This window comes from Cardiobacterium sp. Marseille-Q4385, from assembly GCF_916618745.1.
Classification (GTDB): Bacteria; Pseudomonadota; Gammaproteobacteria; order Cardiobacteriales; family Cardiobacteriaceae; genus Cardiobacterium.
Map to the genome: position 1 here is coordinate 2,247,665 of NZ_OU745373.1, position 18,007 is coordinate 2,265,671.

An 18,007-nucleotide genomic window follows, 5' to 3' on the forward strand; every position below is an offset into this window, starting at 1 on the left:
TCCTCACGGGGTTTCGGGGATATCGAGGGCTTCGCGCACGAGCGCGGCTTGTTCGGCGTTGTGCATTTTCAGGTAGCCGGCAGCGGTCGAGGCAGAGGCGGCACGGCCGACGTATTGCGGTTTTTTGCCGGCTGGCAGGGCAGGGGCAAGCCATTCGTAGATTTGCCGCCACGCGCCCTGGTTACGCGGTTCTTCCTGGCACCAGATAATTTCGGCGTTGGTGTAGGGGGCCAGCTGTGCGGCGAGTTCTGCCTCCGGGAAGGGGTAGAGTTGTTCGAGACGCAGGATGGCGATGTCGTCGATATTTTCGTCGCGGCGTTTTTGCAGGAGGTCGTAATAGACTTTGCCGCTGCACAGGATGACGCGACGGATTTTGTCTGCCGGTTTGAGGGTGTCCTGTTCGCCGATGACGGGCTGGAAGTGGCCTTCGGCCAGTTCGCTCAGGTCGCTCACGGCGAGTTTGTGCCGCAGTAGCGATTTGGGCGAGATGGCGATGAGCGGCTTGCGGAAGCGGCGCAGGACTTGGCGGCGCAGCAGGTGGAAGATTTGCGCAGGCGTGGTCGGTACGCAGACTTGCACGTTATCTTCAGCGCAGAGTTGCAGGTAGCGCTCGATACGGGCGGAGGAGTGTTCCGGGCCTTGTCCTTCGTAGCCGTGCGGCAGCAGCATGGTGAGGCCGCTGTAGCGTCCCCATTTGGTTTCGCCGGAGGTGATGAACTGGTCGATGATGACTTGTGCACCGTTGGCAAAGTCGCCGAATTGGGCTTCCCAGATGGTGAGGCCTTGTGGCTCGGCAGTGCTGTAGCCGTATTCGAAGCCGAGCACGGCGCATTCGGAGAGGATGGAGTCGATGATGCGCACGTTCGGCTGGCCGTCGTAGAGGTGGGCGAGCGGGGTGTAGCTGTCGCCGGTGGTTTGGTCGTGGATGACGGCGTGGCGGTGCGAGAAGGTGCCGCGTCCGCAGTCTTCACCGGAAACGCGCACGCTGTAACGCTGTTCGAGCAGGCTGGCGTAAGCGAGATTTTCGGCAGCGCCCCAGTCAAGCGGCTGTTTACCATGCGCCATTTCAAGGCGGGCTGCCATGAGTTTTTCGACGATGGGGTGCGGCACGAAGTCGCCGGGCAGGGTGTAGATTTTTTCGCCGAGTCGGGTCAGCGCTTCTCGCGGATAAGCGGTGTTGACGGGTGCGTTCCAGTCCTGGTTGGCAAGGGCTTTCCAGGCGAGGCGTAGCGGGTCGTCGGCGCGGCGCGGCAGGCTGCGGGTGACGGCTTCGCCTGCTTCAAGGCGCGCGCGGTAGTCGTCTTGCAGTTTTTCGTAATCGCCCGCCGCAATCACGCCTGCGGCGACGAGGCGGTCGGCATAGACTTTGGCCGGCACGTCGTGGGCGCGGATTTTTTTGTACATCATCGGCTGGGTGGCGGATGGTTCGTCCGCTTCGTTGTGGCCGAGGCGGCGGTAGCAGACGATGTCGATAAAGATGTCTTTGTGGAAGGTGCGCAGGTAGTCCACGGCGATTTCGCCGGCAAACGCCAGCGCTTCGGGATCGTCACCGTTGACGTGCAGCACGGGTGCCTGGATGAGTTTGGCGGCATCCGAGCAGTACATGGCCGAGCGGGTGTCGAGCGGGTTCGAGGTGGTGAAGCCGATCTGGTTGTTGACGATGACGTGCAGGGTGCCGCCGACGCGGTAGCCGCGCACTTGCGAGAGTTGCAGGGTTTCGAGGTTCACGCCCTGCCCGGCAAAGGCGGCGTCGCCGTGAATCTGGATAGGGACGGCGTAGTTGTCGGCGAAGAGGTGATCCGCGTGGCGCTCTTCCTGGGCGCGCTCAATGCGGGCGCGCATGGAGCCCTGCATGACGGGGTTCACGAATTCGAGATGCGAGGGGTTGTAGGCGAGGGTCAGGTCAACAAGGCCGCCAGCGGTTTCGACGCTGGACGAGAAGCCCATGTGGTATTTGACGTCGCCGCTGCGTCCGCCCTGCGGGGTGTATTTGCCTTCGAATTCGTCGAAAAGGTCGGCGGGGCGTTTGCCGAGGATGTTGATCAGCATGTTGAGGCGGCCACGGTGTGCCATTGCGATGCCGATTTCTTTGCTGCCGCTGGCGCCAAGACGGTTTATCAGGGTTTCGGTAAGCGGGATGAGGCCGTCGCCCCCTTCCAGCGAGAAGCGTTTTTGCCCGACGAAACGTTTGTGCAGGTATTTTTCCAGACCGTCGGCGGCGACGAGTTGTTGCAGGAAGGCGCGTTTTTCTTCGTCGCTGTAGCCGTAGCCGTTTGCCGCTTTTTCCAGGCGCTCTTGCAGCCAGCGGCGCTCTTCGGTGGTGTGGATGTGCAATATCTCCGCACCGATGTGGTGTTTATACGTTTTATCAAGGTAGGCGATGATGTCGCGCAGGGTCATATCGCCGCTGAACATCGTGCCGGTATTAAAGGTGCGGTCAAGGTCGGCGTCGGTCAGGCCGTGCCAGCGGTAATCAATATCCGGCACTTCGCGGCGCGGGCGCAGGTGAATCGGGCAGAGGTCGGCGGCTTGGTGGCCACGAGTGCGGTAGCCGGAAATCAGCCCCAGCACGGCAACCTGTTTCGCAATCGCCTCAGGATCAGCTTCACCGCCCGGCAGGTCGGGCAAATCGGCCATCGCCTCAAAGCGCTCTTGCACCGGCAGGCGCGGTTTCTCGTTGCTGGCACCGGCGCGGATGCCGTCAAAATACGCACGCCACTCGGCAGCAACGCTGTCCGGCGCGTCCAGATATTGCTCGTACAGCGCCTCAATATAAGCGGCATTACCGCCACTAAGCTGACTTGTGGCACGTTGTGTCTGGTAATTTCCCATGTGGTGTCCCCCGTGTAATCTGAATATCAGGCAGGCGTTATAATACGCACTGTTATGGTTAATAACAACGTCAACTCACAGCAAAACCACACAAAGCCACAGAAATATCCCGGCAGCGGGTGGTGCTTTTTTCACAGGATTCAGCTTTATGTCTCGCGAAAAATACACCGGCGGCGTACACGCCGTGCGGCAACTACTCGATGATGGCGCAGTGCGCCGCCTTTTCGTCGCCGATAACAAGAAATCGAAAAACGTCGCCGCGCTGGTCGCCGACGCCCGGGCGCGCCACGTGCCGGTGGAAACCGTCGCCCTCTACGAAATTGACATGATGCTGCCCGGCGTGCGCCATCAGGGTATTGCCGCCCTCAGCGAAAGCCAGGCGCAGGCAGCAAGCTGGCAGGATGCGGTAGCGGGCATCGATAAGCCGCTTATCCTCGTGCTGGACAGCATCCAGGACCCGCACAACCTCGGCGCCTGCCTGCGTAGCGCGCTCGCCGCCGGAGTGCACGCGGTGCTGATTCCGAACAACCGTGCCGCTGACATCACCCCGGCAGTGGCAAAAGTCTCCTGCGGCGCGGCGGATGTGCTGCCCATATATAAAGTCAGCAACCTGCGCCGCGAAGTCGAAGCGATGCAGCGGCAAGGCATTTGGATAGTCGGCGGTGCGGGCGAAGCGGCGCAGACCATTTATGCCACCGACCTCAACCTGCCGCTCGCCATCATCGTCGGCAATGAAGCAGAAGGCATCCGCCACGGTCTGCGCGAACAGTGCGATTTCCTCGCGCGTATCCCGATTGATGCGGCGATGGAAAGCCTGAATGTTTCCGTTGCTTGCGGCGTAATGCTGTTTGAAGCGCGCCGCCAGCGGCTGTTTGCCGGATGAGGATTTGACCTTAAATAAAAGCCCCGCTTGTGCGGGGCTTTTTTATCTAATTCACGAATGCTATTTGCCTTTGCAAATAAAAAATTGACCTAATATGGGAAAGAGAACTGCATAATGAATAATTAAATTTACAACATGTGTAAAACTTTTCCCATATTCCATTTTTATATCTATCGGAATAAAAAACCGATAGAATAAGGCAGCTTCAATAGAAACGAGGAAGATAATTACCCACCATTGTCCATCAGGGCTTAGTTTATTCCATCGCTCCTTAAATATCTTAAACACAAGATCTCCTCTGCAAATAGCGACGTCAATCTAATCCGCTGTCCTGTTGTGCCAATAACGCGGCAACTTCGGTTTGCAGGACTTGGGCAAGCTGCTGCAAGCGGTCAATTCTCGGCGGCACCTGGCCGCGTTCCATGCGGGCATAGGTGGAAGAAGCAATGCCGAGCTTCTCGGCCATGTCTTCCTGCGTGAGATGACGGGCCTTGCGCAAATTTTGGAGGAGGGTGGTATTGATCATGGTGTCTCCTTACTCTGTCGGTTGTTGAAAAAGCCGGTGCTAATGGGGAAAAACGAGAGGAAACAACATCCCTGTCTTCACCCTGTCCAGATGGATGCATGGTAAGCAGAAGCCCCTTTGCGGGGCAAGCGTCAGATGCACTGAGTCGCGCAGTGCAAACTGTTGGGTCGGTAAATATTCTTTTATTATCAGTGGATTGACGATGATCCTGTGAAAAATGGATTTTTGCCCCGCCGCTTTTCTTGCGGTTTTTTAATCCTGCCTACGGCAAGACTGATCAACCGGCAAACAGACGGTTTTCTGTGGAGATTGGATGAAACAGGATGAAAAAAGTGGAAATCGGTCATTTTCGCCCTGTTCTAACCCTGAATTTTTGCCTATGCTAAACCCGTCTTAAACATAATGCTGCTTGGAGTACAAACAAGGCTTGCGGTAGCTTGTATGCGGTAAGATTGGGTTGGATTGTGGGGAGATATTATGTTTAGGATAGTTAAGGGAATATGGATTGAGTTAAATGATAAGGTAAAATTCTTTATCATTATGTGCTTTATGATAGCTGTGATTACTTTTATAGTTGGGTATTCAATGCTGATTATTAGCCCAAACTGGCAGTATGCTAGTATTGTTATTTATACTGCTAATTTTATTTCAATCTATGTTTTTTATTTTTATTTCTGGAGAAAGTAATAATGCGTGAATTATCTATACATGAACAGGATATTGTGTCAGGCGGTAGTGGTAATTTGGCTGGCAATGTTATCGCTCAAAATGCTTTTGCAGGTATGGTAATTTATTCCATTGGTGCTGCCGTTAGTCCATATAACAAAATAACAGGTGAGGGATTATTAGCTGCAGCCACTGCTGGTGCTGCTTTTGGTGCTGTTGGAAAGGTTATCCCTAAATCTTTCCAAGCTAGTCATCCTCAAACCACAGCCTTGGCTCAAGGATCTGCCGCAGCAGCGGCAGGTGGCCTAACAGATCAGGCTACTAACTGGATGAACAACTTAGCTCAAATTCGACAGAAACAACTTGCAGATTTGGGTGAGTAAATCTAATTTTTGATGTAAGGAAGGCTGCCCATCCGGGCAGCCTTCCTTATTTTTATCCCCCAGCAAGGAATCCTTTATGTCCGATTATCTCGCCCGCCTTTCTTTCGGCTTTACCTGCAAGTTGCCCGTCGTCCTGCAAACCGAGGCGGCGGAATGCGGTCTGGCCTGTATTGCCTCCGTCCTCGGTTTCCACGGTTTTCACACCGATTTGCGGCGGCTGCGGGCGCGCTACAACGTCTCGCTGAAAGGGGTAACGCTGGGCGACATGGTGCGTTTTGCCGGTGGGATGAACTTGACCGCGCGAGCGTTGCGGCTAGAGCTGGACGAGCTGGCGAACCTGCGCCTGCCCTGCATCCTGCACTGGGATTTGAATCATTTTGTGGTGTTGCAGGCAGTCAGGCGGGGCGGGATTGTCACCATCATCTGCGTACGGGTGCTTGCGCTGACTAGCCCTTTTTTCACACAGTGGGGGTGATTGAACACGTGATTGTCCAGGATTTTTATTCCACCGTTTTTCTTGCTGTTTTTTAATCCTGCCTACGGCAAGACTAATCAACCGGCAAACACGCGGTTTTCTGTGGGGATTGGATGAAACAGGATGAAAAAAGTGGAAATCGGTCATTTTCGTCCTGTTCTAACCCTGAATTTTTGCCTATGCTGAACCCGTCTTAAACATAACGCTGCTTGGAGTACAAACAAGGCTTGCGGTAGCTTGTATGCAGTAAGATTTGTTTTATTTTTGAGGAAATATTATGTTTGGGATAATCAAAAAATGGTGGGATAAATTAGGCGAAATAAGTCAGTATAACATTATATCTTTTCTAATTATCATAGAAGCTTCACTATGTTATCGATTTTTTATGCCAATGTCTTTAAGAGGCGATCGATATGAATATCTTATCTATATTAATGCGCTTGCTCATTACATTATATTATTTCCTGTTTTAATCAAATTGTTTATGCGTAAAAGGAAATAGCATGAGAGAATTAAACTTAAATGAATTAGAATCCGTTACTGGCGGAGTTGGTCTATCCGTCATTGGCGCTGGCTTGGCCGCAACTGGCCGCGTATTAGCCGCTGTTGCAAGAAGCCCAATTACCCATAGAGTCGCTAGTGATGCTGCATTAGGTGCAGGTATGGGGGCAGCGACTTCTTGGCTAAGCTCAGGAGAAGTATCTGCAGAAGCAGCAGCCGGTGGCGCCCTCGGTGGTGTGGCTGGTGGTGCTATCGGTAGAGGATTGGCGACGGTATTAGGTGTTGGTAAAGCAAGAGCAGCAACTATAGGTTCCAATATGGGTGGATTAACAGGAGCCGCATATACGGGCGTGTTTACTGGGCAAGGCCCATTGTCGCGGACAGAAATAGCCATGCTGGAATCGGGTGGTTGGTAAAAGTATCAACCAAACATACCGTGTTCTATAATTAAATTATCAGGCTGTCCATCCGGGCAGCCTTCTTTATTTTTATCCCCCAGCAAGGAATCCTTTATGTCCGATTATCTCGCCCGCCTTTCTTTCGGCTTTACCTGCAAGTTACCCGTCGTCCTGCAAACCGAGGCGGCGGAATGCGGCCTGGCCTGTCTTGCCTCCGTCCTTGGTTTCCACGGTTTTCACACCGATTTACGGCGGCTGCGGGCGCGCTACAACGTCTCGCTGAAAGGGGTAACGCTGGGCGATATGGTGCGTTTTGCCGGCGGGATGAACTTGACCGCGCGGGCGCTGCGCCTAGAGCTGGACGAGCTGGCAAATCTGCGTCTGCCCTGCATTCTGCATTGGGATTTGAATCATTTTGTGGTGTTGCAGGCGGTCAGGCGGGGCGGGATTGTCATCATGGATCCGGCGGCGGGGCTGCGCTATATCCGTATGGAGGAGGTGTCGCGCCGTTTTACTGGCGTGGCGCTGGAATTGTGGCCGGATACGCGGTTTGAGGAGAAGCGGGAGGCGAGGAAAATCCGCATCCTGCCGCTGTTGCGCGGGGTGGTGGGGCTGAAGCGCTCGCTGGCACAGTTGTTGTTGCTGGCGGCAGCGTTGCAGGTGTTTGCGCTGGCCAGCCCTTTTTTCACGCAGTGGGTGATTGACCGCGCGATTGTCTCTGCCGACCGCGATTTGCTCCTCACGCTGGCGCTGGGCTTCGGCCTCTTGATGCTGGTGCAGCAGCTGGTGTCGCTGTTGCAGGCGTGGGCGGGGATGTTTCTGGCGACGACGCTCAATGTGCAGTGGAAGGCCAATGTGTTCCGCCATTTGCTGGATTTGCCGGCGGCGTATTTCGTCAAGCGGCACCTGGGCGATGTGATGTCGCGTTTCGGTGAGGTGGACAGTATTCAGGGCACGCTGACTTCGACGTTTTTTGTACTGGTGCTGAACAGCCTGATGGCGGTGTTCACGCTGGCGCTGATGCTGCTGTACAGCCCGAAGCTGTCGGCGGTGGTGCTGGTGATGTTGCTGGTGTATTCCGCCATCCGCTGGGTGGCGTATTACCCGCTGCGGCGCGCGACGGAGGAAAACATTGTCCATGCGGCGAAGCAGAGCAGTTATTTCATGGAGACGGTGCGCGGTATCCAGACGGTGAAGCTGTTTGAAAAGGGCGCACAGCGGCATGGCACCTGGATGAACCTTTTTGTGGATACGGTGAATACCGGGCTGACGACGCAGAAGCTGGCGATGCTGTTCGAGTTCGCCAACAGCCTGCTCTTTGGCGTGGCAAATATTCTGATTGTGTACTGGGGCGCGGTGTCGGTGCTGGACGGCGCGTTTACGGTGGGGGCGCTGATGGCGTTCATGTCGTACAAGTCGCAGTTCGAGGGCAAGGTCGGCTCGCTGATTGACCAGTTCGTGCAAATCAAGATGCTCGGCCTGCATGCGGAGCGGCTGGCGGATATTGTGCTGGAAGAGACGGAAAGCGGGCACACGGGCAGCCCGCTTTTGCCGGAGGCGCCGGAACGTTTTGATATTACGGTGGAAAACGTGTCCTTCCGCTATGCGGACAACGAGCCGTATGTGCTGGAAAATTTCAGCCTGCATATTGCGCAGGGAGAGGCGCTGGCGCTGGCTGGGCCTTCAGGCTGCGGCAAATCGACGCTGATTCAGCTATTGACCGGCAACCTGAAACCGGAAACGGGCAAGGTGCTGCTGGGCGGGCACGATATTCACGCCCTGCCGCCTGCTTTTATCCGCCGTTATAGCGCGACGGTGATGCAGGATGATGTGCTCTTTGCGGGCTCGATTGCGGAAAATATCTGCTTTTTTGATGATGCGCCTGATATGGCGAAGATTGAGCAGTGTGCGCGAATGGCGAATATTCATCAGGAAATTGCCGCCATGCCGATGGGCTATGAAACGCTCATTGGCGACATGGGTAGCGCGCTCTCGGGCGGGCAGAAACAGCGGCTGATTCTCGCCCGCGCGCTGTACCGCGAGCCGAAAATCCTGTTTTTGGACGAAGCAAGCAGCCATCTGGATGTGGCGAATGAACGCGTCATCAATGACAACCTGCGCCGCCTGAATATCACCAAGATTATGGTTGCACACCGCCGCGAGACGCTGGATGCGGCAGATCGGGTGGTGTCTTTCGGTGCTACTGCTGTTCCGGCGTGAGCCGCCAAGCGGGATAAATGCTGGGTTCACGCCAAGCGGGGTAAATACTGGGCTCGCCAAGCGGGATAAATACCGGGTTCGCGCTAAGCGGGATAAATGCTGGGTTCGCGCCAGGCGGGATAAAACCTGGGTTTGCGCCAAGCGGGATAAATGCTGGACCCGCCAAGCGGGATAAATGCTGGGCCCGCCAAGCGGGATAAATGCTGGGTTCTTACCAAGCGGGATAAATGCTGGGTTCTTGCCAAGCGGGATAAATGCTGGGTTCGCCAAGCGGGATAAATGCTGGTTTTGTATTCCCCCCTTCCGGCCTGCGGCCACCTTCCCCCGCAAGCGGGGAAAGGGATTCTTTCCGTACAAGGTTCAGGATTTTGCGCGCGCCAAGCGGTGTAAATACGGGCTATGCCGGGTAGCGCGGCATTCACTGCCATTTATCGGCAATGCCGTACAGCGGCTCCAGTATCCATTCATACAGCCGCTTGCGCTCGTGCAGGATGTCTGCTTCTACCACCATGCCGATGTGCAGCGGCTGTTCTTTACCGTAAACTTTGATGGTGGCTTTATCCGGCTTGACGCGCACCAGATAGGCAGGCTCGTTCAGCAGTGCGGGGTTGCTGAATACCACGCCCAGTCCGCTCAATTCCTGCTTGCCCAGCGCCGTCTCTGCAATAGAGAGAATCCGTCCTTCCGCGTGGCCGAATTTTTGATAGGGATAAGCCTGATAGCGCAGGATAACCCTGTCTTCCGGGGCGATAAAACCAATGGCGCGGCTCGGCACATAAAGCTGCACCACCAGCTCTGCGTCTTGCGGCACGATACTCAGCAACAGGCGCGCGGGATCAACCTGCTGCCCTGCTTCGGCATTGAGCGCGTTTACCCTGCCGGACGCTGCCGCGCGGATGGTCTGCTCGCCGCGCAGGCTGTAATCCAGTACCTCCTGCTTGTATGCCGCCGCTGCCCGTTCCAGCTGACTGATTTCCGTTTGCTGCCGCGCAGGCAGGTTGGCCAGGGTGCTTTGCTGCTCACCGATGTCGCGGGCAAGTGCCGCTTCCTCGCGTTTGAAAGTCTCCAAATCGGTACGCAATTCCAGAAGTGCTCCTTCGCTGCGCATCTTCTCAACCTCCGATACCGCCTTTTCCCGCACCAGGCGGCGCTGTTTCGCGACAATCTGCTCTGCCAGCGTCACCCGCTGCGCCTGCGCAGCAATTTTCTGCTTGACGTGTTTACGCTGCTCTTGCAAGCGGGCAAGACTGCCTTGCAGCACTTGGCGCTCGTTCTCATGAATACGCTGCTGCTGCTGGATTTCCTGTTCCGCCAGGGTTTTCTTCAACTCTGCTTCGGCAGCCAGCCGTGCCTGCACATTGCCGCTGCCGTCGTAGCGGGAAGTGGACAGGGTAAAGAGCGCATCGCCTGCATTGACCATATCCCCATCCGCAACATGCACAGCGGTAATGATGCCTGCCTCCGGCGGATAGACGCGTGCCACGCCGAGGCGCGGTAAAAGCTGCCCTTCAACGGAGGTTTTATCGGTATAGCTGCCAAAAATAGTGAATAACACTAGGGCTAACGCCAGCAGCGCGGCGCAAATGGTGAGAAAGGTGAAGGAGAACGGACTCGTCAGGACGATCCGCCCCGTCCAGCGGTTTTGTCTGGCCTGATAGACTTCGGCACGGAAAAGGGACATAAAAACAATGCGGTGGAAAAACTGCATTGTAATGTGGTGCTGCTACGGGTTACAGGGCGGAAAAAGATTATTCCGCTTACAGACTTCCCAACTAGACAGCGGTTGTTTGCCTGAATTGGCACGCCACCCCTGTGGCATTCTGTTAAACTGCCGCAACTTTTCCTCAACCTTAATCGGAGTATTCAGTCATGAGCGATTCGCTAAAAGAAGAAGCACTGCGTTATCACAGTTTCCCCACCGCCGGTAAGGTGTCGGTAACCCCGACCAAGGCCCTCGATAACCAGCGCGACTTGTCGCTCGCTTACTCCCCCGGTGTCGCCTACGCCTGTCAGGCCATCGAAGCCGACCCGCTGCAAGCGGATTTCCTCACTTCGCGCGCCAATCTGGTTGCCGTCATTTCCAACGGCACCGCTGTGCTCGGTCTTGGCAATATCGGCGCGCTCGCCGGCAAGCCGGTCATGGAAGGCAAGGGCGTGCTTTTCAAGAAGTTTGCTGGCATTGATGTGTTTGACATTGAAGTCGATCAGGCCGATCCGGAAAAATTCATCGAAGCCGTCGCTGCGCTGGAACCGACCTTCGGCGGCATCAACCTGGAAGATATCAAGGCGCCGGAATGTTTTGAAATCGAGAACCGCCTGAAAGAGCGGATGAATATCCCCGTTTTCCACGATGACCAGCATGGCACCGCCATCATTGCTTCTGCCGCGTTGTTAAACGCCCTGAACCTGCAAGGCAAGGACATCAGCAAGGTACGTGTGGTTGCCTCTGGAGCGGGGGCAGCGGGCATGGCCTGTCTGGATCTTTTCGTCAACCTCGGCGTGAAGAAGGAAAACATCATCGTCTGCGATTCCAAGGGGCCGATTTATGAAGGTCGCCCCGGCAAGCTGGATGGGCGCAAGGCGGAATTTGTCGCCAAGACGGAAGCGCGTTCGCTTGCTGAAGCACTGGTTGGCGCAGATGTGTTCCTCGGTGTCTCGCAAGCGGGGCTGCTCAGCGGCGAGATGGTGAAGACGATGGCAGACAATCCGTTAGTGCTGGCGCTGGCCAATCCCGTGCCGGAAATCATGCCGGAAGAGGTACACGCCGCGCGCAATGACGCCATTGTCGCTACCGGTCGTTCCGATTTCCCGAATCAGGTGAATAACGTTCTCTGTTTCCCCTATCTTTTCCGGGGGGCGCTGGATGTGGGGGCGACCAGCATCAATGAAGCGATGAAAATGGCCGCCGTGCGCGCCATCGCGGATCTGGCTAAATCCCCGGCGGGTGAAGAAGTTATGGCTGCTTACGGCGGACAATCGCTGGTGTACGGCAAGGATTACGTCATTCCCAAACCGTTCGATCCACGCCTGATTTCCACCATTCCGGTTGCCGTCGCCCAAGCGGCCATGGAAAGCGGCGTTGCCCGCCGTCCGATTGCGGACCTGAAAGCCTATCGTGACAAGCTGGCTGGTCTCTTTAACAAGAGCGGCTTCGTGATGAAGCCCATCATTGAACGCGCCCGCGCCAATCCGCTCAAAGTTATCTTCGCCGAAGGGGAAGACATCCGCGTCATTCGCGCCGCTACCGCCTGCGTACAGGAAGGTATCGCCAAACCGATTCTGATTGGTCGCCGTAAACGTATCGAAGAGCGCCTGGCGGAAAATCAGCAGCAACTTGATCCGGGTGTGGAAATCATCGAACCGATGAACAACCCGTATTACGAAGAATGCTGGCGTGCTTATCATGAACTGCGCGCACGCGAAGGTATTGATCCTGCCGAAGCCCGCCTGCAAATGAACACCAGCACCACCGCGCTGGCTTCCATGCTGGTCAAACTTGGCCATGCCGACACTATGCTTTGCGGTGTTCTCGGCCAGTATCACCGTCACCTGCGCCGTGTGTGCGGCGTCTTTGATATGCAGCCGGACATGAAGCAAGCGGCGGCACTCAGCCTGATGCTGACCCCGAAAGGTCCGATTTTTATCACTGACACCCAGGTGCATGAACACCCGACGGCTGACGAACTCGTTGCGATTACCCTGCGTGCCGCCCGCGCTGTCGAACTCTTCGGCATTACCCCGAAAATTGCGCTGCTGTCAGCCTCCAACTTCGGGACCCGTATGGATCTGCCCAGCTCCACCAATATGCGCGAAGCGCTGGCGAAAATCCGAGCCTCGCACCCCGAACTCGAAATCGAGGGCGAAATGAAGGCAGACTACGCGCTGATTCCACAGTTGCGCGACGAAGTCTTCCCCGGCAACCGTCTGAGCGGTATGGCCAACCTGCTCATCATGCCCGACGTGGAAGCAGGTAACATCAGCCTCAACGTACTGAAAGCCGCCACTGACGCCACCATGATCGGACCGATGCTGCTTGGTGTGGATGCGCCGGTGCATGTACTGACCAACAACTCGACCACCCGCCGTATCCTCAATATGGCGGCGATTGCCGTGGTCGAAGCACAAATGGTAAAAAGCGGAATCAAATCCCTGTAACCCCTCTAAACACGGACGGCACGAGATGACGGCTGCACTCAACACTACCCGACTGGCGGACTACCGTCCGCCGGCTTTTACAGTCAAACACCACGAACTCAAATTTGACCTGCAAAACAACGGCGAAGTGCTGGTCAGCCACGTCCAAAAGATCGTGCGCTGCCAGCCCAGTCACGACGAAAACGGCTGGGAACTGCCGCAAGACAAGCACGTTGTCCTGCATGCCGAACATCTCGCGCTGGAAAATATCGAAATCGACGGCAAACCGCTTGCCGCCGAGCAATACGAGTACGACGGCCTGCTGCTGCACCTGAAAAACGTCAGCAGCAACTTCAACCTGCGTACCGTCGTGCGCCTGAAACCGGACGAAAACAAAGAACTCTCCGGCCTGTACCGCTCAAATGGCATCTATTGCACCCAATGCGAGGCTGAGGGCTTCCGTCGTATCACCCCGACGCTTGACCGTCCCGACGTGCTCGCCACCTATCGGGTACGCATCGAAGCGGATCAAAAAAACTATCCCGTCCTGCTTTCGAACGGCAACCGCGAGGCGCAGGGCGAACTGTCCGGCGGACGGCACTACGCGCAGTGGTATGACCCGCATCCCAAGCCGAGCTACCTTTTTGCTCTCGTCGCCGGCAACCTCGCCAATGTCAACCGCCGCATCACCACCCCGAAAGGGCGGAAAATCAGCCTTGGCATCTACACCGAGCCGGCCTTTATCAACCAGACGGCGTTTGCCTTGCAATCGCTGATTGACGCCATTCACTGGGACGAAGAACGCTTCGGCCTCAGTTACGACCTCAAACAATTCAATATCGTCGCCATCAGCGACTTCAACATGGGGGCGATGGAAAACAAATCGCTCAATATCTTCAATACCCGCTTTGTCCTGGCCGATACCGACACCGCTACCGACGAAGACTATCACGGCATCCGCGCCGTCATCGGCCACGAATACTTCCACAACTGGACCGGCAACCGCATCACCTGCCGCGACTGGTTCCAGCTCTCGCTCAAAGAAGGCCTGACCGTCTTCCGCGATCAGGAATTTTCTGCCGACATGGGTGAACGCTCGCTGGAGCGCATCGGCGATGTCATCCGCCTGCGCAACCTGCAATTCCCTGAAGACGCCGGGCCGATGTCGCACCCCGTGCAGCCGCAAGAGTACGCGGCTATTGACAACTTCTACACCGCTACCGTGTATGAAAAAGGCGCGGAAATCATCCGCATGTATCACACCATCCTTGGCGAAAAAGCCTTCCAGGCTGGCATGAAACGCTACATCGAGCGTCACGACGGTCAGGCCGTGCGTATCGAAGACTTCGCGCAGGCGATGAGCAACGGCGGAGACTACGACTTTACCGGTCAGTTCTTCCAGTGGTACACCACCAAAGGAACGCCGAAAATCACCTTCACCTCCTCCTGGAACCAGCGCGAGCGCAGCATCACCATTGCCGCGATGCAGGACATCAGCGCCGTCACCCCGCCGCGTCCGCTCGTCATCCCCATCCGCTTTGCCCTTATCAGCAAAAACGGCCGCCCCTACCGCTTCCCCGATGGCAGCCACGAGCAAACCCTGCTCCTGCACAAACCCAGTGCCACCTGGACCTTTGAACGCGCCGAAGCCGACCTCATCCCCGTGCTGATGGCGAACTTCTCGGCGCCCGTGTACTACCAACACCGCTACGACAACGACGAACTCGCTGCCATCGTTGCCCACGCGCCGGACGGCTTCGCCCGCTTCGAAGCCATGCAGATCCTCTATCGCCGCCTTTTCGAACAGGCGCTGTACAAACCGCGCGAACTGCGCGAAAACAGCGGCGCGGTGAGCGACATCATGCAGACCGTCCTTAACCACGACAAACGTAGCGAAGCCGAAAAAGCGCTGCTGTTGGAAATCCCGGCACTTGCCACCCTGCTCAACAACCTGCCCGATCCCATCGACATGACGGCCGCTATCGCCGCCTATGACCGCATCACCCGCATCCTTGCCCTGAAATTGCGCCGTAACTGGCTGGACTGGCTCGAAGCCGCGTCCCAACCCGGTTCGCCGAAATACAGCGTCAAAGACGCCGGCATTCGCCGCTTGCGCGGACTGGCAGCCAAAACCCTCGCGCTCTTCGAAGACGACGCCTACCGCCAACAGCTGCTGGAAAAACACAACAACGCCGACAACATGACCGTGCGCATCAACGTCCTGCACGCGCTCAACACCCGTCACGACCAATACCGCGAAGCCGCGCTGGCTGCCTACTACGAACGCTATCGCGCCCAGCCGCTTGTTGTGGACAAATGGTTCGCCATCCAGGCCAAAGACGAAAGCGAAGGGGCACTGGAACGCATCACCGCGCTTGCCGAACACCCCGACTTCCACGTGGACAACCCCAACCGCTTCCGCGCCCTCGTTGGTACCCTGATGCAGGCCAACCCCACCATCTTCCATGCCGCCGATGGCAGCGGCTACCGCTTCGTCGCCGGGCAAATCCGCCGCGTCCTCCTCAGCAACCCGCAAATCGCAGCGCGGATGCTCAACGGCTACGCTATCGTCAGCCGCATGGACAGTGCCCGTAAAGCACTGGTGAAAACCGAACTTGAGGCCCTCGCCGCCGTCGAAAACATCAGCATTGACGTGCGCGAAGTCCTCGAACGCCTGCAACGTGGATTGACATGAATACCACCCAGCAACCCGCATGGTTGCGGGAAGCCGAAGAACACTACACCGACAACGCCGCTCGCGAACAACTCAGCGCCGCCTACGCCATCGCGGCGGCTACGCCCACCCCACCTGACGAACGCAGCCGTACCCTCGTCAAACTCCTGCTCAACCTGCGCAGCGACGCCACCATGCTTGCCGCCGGTCTCCTCGTCGAACCGTGGCGCAAAAAACAACTCGACCTGGAAGCCCTTGCTGCCAGTCCCTGCCACGGCGTCATCGGCCTCCTGCAAGCCCTTGATGACCTCGCCCTTATCGACCAGCTGCACGAACAAGAACAAAGCGACATTGAGCGCTTGCGCAAAATGCTCCTCGCCATGGCCAGCGACATGCGCGCCGTCATCCTCAAACTGGCGCTGCAAGTTGTCCTTATGCGCAACCTCAGCGCTTACAGTGCACAAGAACAACAACGCTTCGCCCTGCAAACCCGCGACCTGCTCGCCCCGCTGGCGAACCGCCTCGGTATCGCCCAACTCAAAAGCGAACTCGAAGACCGCGCCCTGCGCGCCCTCGAACCCGATATCTACCAAGAAATCGCCGGCGAACTCGAAGGCAAACGCGTGGACCGCGAGCGCTACATCAACCGCATCATCGACCTGCTGCGCTACAAACTGACCGACGCCGGTGTACACGTCAAACGCCTCTATGGCCGCGTCAAACACATCAACAGCATCTACCTGAAAATGAAGCGCAAGGGCCTGCGCTTTGAACAGCTCAACGACATCCGCGCCGTGCGCGTTGAAGTCGAAACCGAAGCGGACTGCTACCGCGTCCTCTCCGTCGTCAACGACCTGTGGCAGCCGATCGCCGCCGAATTTGACGACTACATCGCCCACCCCAAAGCGAACGGCTACCAATCCCTGCACACCTCGCTCATCGGCCCGGAAAACCGCGTCATCGAAGTGCAAATCCGTACCAGCAAAATGCACGAACACGCCGAACTTGGCGTCGCCGCGCACTGGCTCTACAAAGAAAAAGGCATCCGCCACAGCAAACAATTCGAACAACAAATCGAGTGGCTGCGCCGCATGATCGAAGGCGGCGACCACAGTCGGGGCGATATCGTCTTTGACCAGTTCAAAAACGAAGCCTTCCGCGACCGTGTTTACGTCGTCTCGCCGCAAGGTCGCGTTGTGGATCTGCCCGAAGGTGCGACCCCGCTGGATTTCGCCTACCACATCCACACCCAGCTTGGTCACCGCTGCCGGGGCGCCAAAATCAACGGTCAAATCGTGCCGCTCACTACCGCGCTGAAAAACGGCGACAGCGTCGAAATCCTCGCCCAAAAAGAAGCCAACCCCAGCCGCGACTGGCTGAACGACCACCTCGGCTACCTGCAAAGTGGTCGTGCCAAAGCCAAAGTGCGCAGCTACTTCAAAAAGCTCGAAAAAGAAAAAAGCGTCCAGGCCGGACAAGAAATGCTTGAGCGGGAAAGCCGCCGCCTCGGCATCACCCTCGACAACAAAATGCTGGAAGACATCGCGCGACAAAGCAACGTCCACAGCATCACCGATCTCTACGCTGGTATCGGCTTCGGCGACATCGGCGTCCTTAACATCATCCACGAACTTAGCGCCCGCCAGCAGAAAAGCGCCGAACAGCCGACCCTGGACGAACGTCTGGCGCGCATCCCGGTCAAAGCGCCGCGCAAACAGAGCCGGCAAAAGATTGATATCGACGGCGTGGACAACCTCCTCGTCAACTACGCCACCTGCTGCCAGCCCGTGCCGCCCGTCGCCATACGCGGCTTCATCAGCCAGGGACGGGGCGTGAACATCCACCGTGCCGACTGCCCCAACCTGCAGCACCTCGCCAAAGCTCATCCCGAACGCATCCTCGACGTACACTGGAACGCCGGCGCAAGCGGCCTCTTCACCGTGGTTATTGCCATCGAAGCCTTCGACCGCCCGCACCTCCTGCGCGACATCAGTCAAATACTGGCCAACGAAAAAATTGCCATCCTCGACGTCAAAATGCAGCAGGACAACCGCAACCGCATCTACGGCACCTTCACCCTCGAAATCACCGACATGGAACAACTCTCGCGTGTCATCGACCGCATCGCGCAAGTCAAAGACGTGGCAAGCGTCCGCCGCAAACAAAAATAGCGGGATTTCCTATTTCCTCCAGCCCGTGCCATAAGCGTGCACCGCCTGTCACCACACGAGGCCATCATGCCCCAGTGCCTGCAATTCTGGGATGAACCCAGCACCGCCGCCAAACACAGCGCCATCCGTAAGAGCGTCGGCTAT

The 18,007-nt window shown here is 56.8% G+C and carries 10 protein-coding genes and 1 pseudogene; 8 read left to right on the forward strand and 3 right to left on the reverse strand.

From position 1 onward, the window contains the following. Nucleotides 1–3: 3 nt before the first annotated feature. The gene (locus LG374_RS10780) at nucleotides 4–2,832 is read right to left on the reverse strand and encodes a 2-oxoglutarate dehydrogenase E1 component (protein WP_225757700.1); all 2,829 of its coding nucleotides are present in this window, start codon (nucleotides 2,830–2,832) and stop codon (nucleotides 4–6) included. A gap of 148 nt (nucleotides 2,833–2,980) precedes the next feature. Between LG374_RS10780 and rlmB the strand changes: the two genes are divergently transcribed. Then, nucleotides 2,981–3,715: a 23S rRNA (guanosine(2251)-2'-O)-methyltransferase RlmB gene (rlmB, locus tag LG374_RS10785; protein WP_225757701.1), complete on the forward strand. Its 735-nt coding sequence runs from the start codon at nucleotides 2,981–2,983 to the stop codon at nucleotides 3,713–3,715. Between the two features lie 313 nt (nucleotides 3,716–4,028). On the opposite strand, the gene LG374_RS10790 is transcribed toward rlmB, so the two are convergent. After that, the gene (locus LG374_RS10790; protein WP_225757702.1) at nucleotides 4,029–4,241 is read right to left on the reverse strand and encodes a helix-turn-helix domain-containing protein; all 213 of its coding nucleotides are present in this window, start codon (nucleotides 4,239–4,241) and stop codon (nucleotides 4,029–4,031) included. Nucleotides 4,242–4,930: 689 nt separating this feature from the next. On the opposite strand from LG374_RS10790, the gene LG374_RS10795 reads away from it, so the two are divergent. From LG374_RS10795 to LG374_RS10810, 4 genes and pseudogenes are all read left to right on the forward strand, one after another. Continuing rightward, complete coding sequence (locus LG374_RS10795) at nucleotides 4,931–5,290, forward strand: hypothetical protein (RefSeq protein WP_225757703.1); 360 nt, start codon at nucleotides 4,931–4,933, stop codon at nucleotides 5,288–5,290. A 76-nt stretch (nucleotides 5,291–5,366) separates the two neighbouring features. After that, nucleotides 5,367–5,705 (forward strand): annotated as a pseudogene (locus tag LG374_RS10800) (cysteine peptidase family C39 domain-containing protein); the annotation flags it as partial. Between the two features lie 563 nt (nucleotides 5,706–6,268). Beyond that, the gene (locus tag LG374_RS10805; protein WP_225757705.1) at nucleotides 6,269–6,682 is read left to right on the forward strand and encodes a hypothetical protein; all 414 of its coding nucleotides are present in this window, start codon (nucleotides 6,269–6,271) and stop codon (nucleotides 6,680–6,682) included. A 96-nt stretch (nucleotides 6,683–6,778) separates the two neighbouring features. Continuing rightward, a complete protein-coding gene (locus LG374_RS10810; RefSeq protein WP_225757706.1) occupies nucleotides 6,779–8,884 on the forward strand; it encodes a peptidase domain-containing ABC transporter in 2,106 nt (701 codons plus the stop codon). Between the two features lie 418 nt (nucleotides 8,885–9,302). On the opposite strand, the gene LG374_RS10815 is transcribed toward LG374_RS10810, so the two are convergent. Beyond that, complete coding sequence (locus LG374_RS10815) at nucleotides 9,303–10,565, reverse strand: HlyD family secretion protein (protein ID WP_225757707.1); 1,263 nt, start codon at nucleotides 10,563–10,565, stop codon at nucleotides 9,303–9,305. Nucleotides 10,566–10,753: 188 nt separating this feature from the next. Between LG374_RS10815 and LG374_RS10820 the strand changes: the two genes are divergently transcribed. The 3 genes from LG374_RS10820 to LG374_RS10830 are packed head-to-tail and all read left to right on the forward strand — an operon-like array spanning nucleotide 10,754 to nucleotide 17,863. Then, the gene (locus LG374_RS10820; RefSeq protein WP_225757708.1) at nucleotides 10,754–13,039 is read left to right on the forward strand and encodes an NADP-dependent malic enzyme; all 2,286 of its coding nucleotides are present in this window, start codon (nucleotides 10,754–10,756) and stop codon (nucleotides 13,037–13,039) included. Between the two features lie 25 nt (nucleotides 13,040–13,064). Further along, nucleotides 13,065–15,713 carry an aminopeptidase N gene (gene pepN, locus LG374_RS10825; RefSeq protein WP_225757709.1) on the forward strand — a complete coding sequence of 883 codons (2,649 nt, stop codon included), beginning with the start codon at nucleotides 13,065–13,067 and terminating at the stop codon, nucleotides 15,711–15,713. Beyond that, nucleotides 15,710–17,863: a bifunctional (p)ppGpp synthetase/guanosine-3',5'-bis(diphosphate) 3'-pyrophosphohydrolase gene (locus tag LG374_RS10830; RefSeq protein ID WP_225757710.1), complete on the forward strand. Its 2,154-nt coding sequence runs from the start codon at nucleotides 15,710–15,712 to the stop codon at nucleotides 17,861–17,863. The genes pepN and LG374_RS10830 overlap by 4 nt, the downstream gene beginning before the upstream one ends. Nucleotides 17,864–18,007 lie beyond the last annotated feature (144 nt).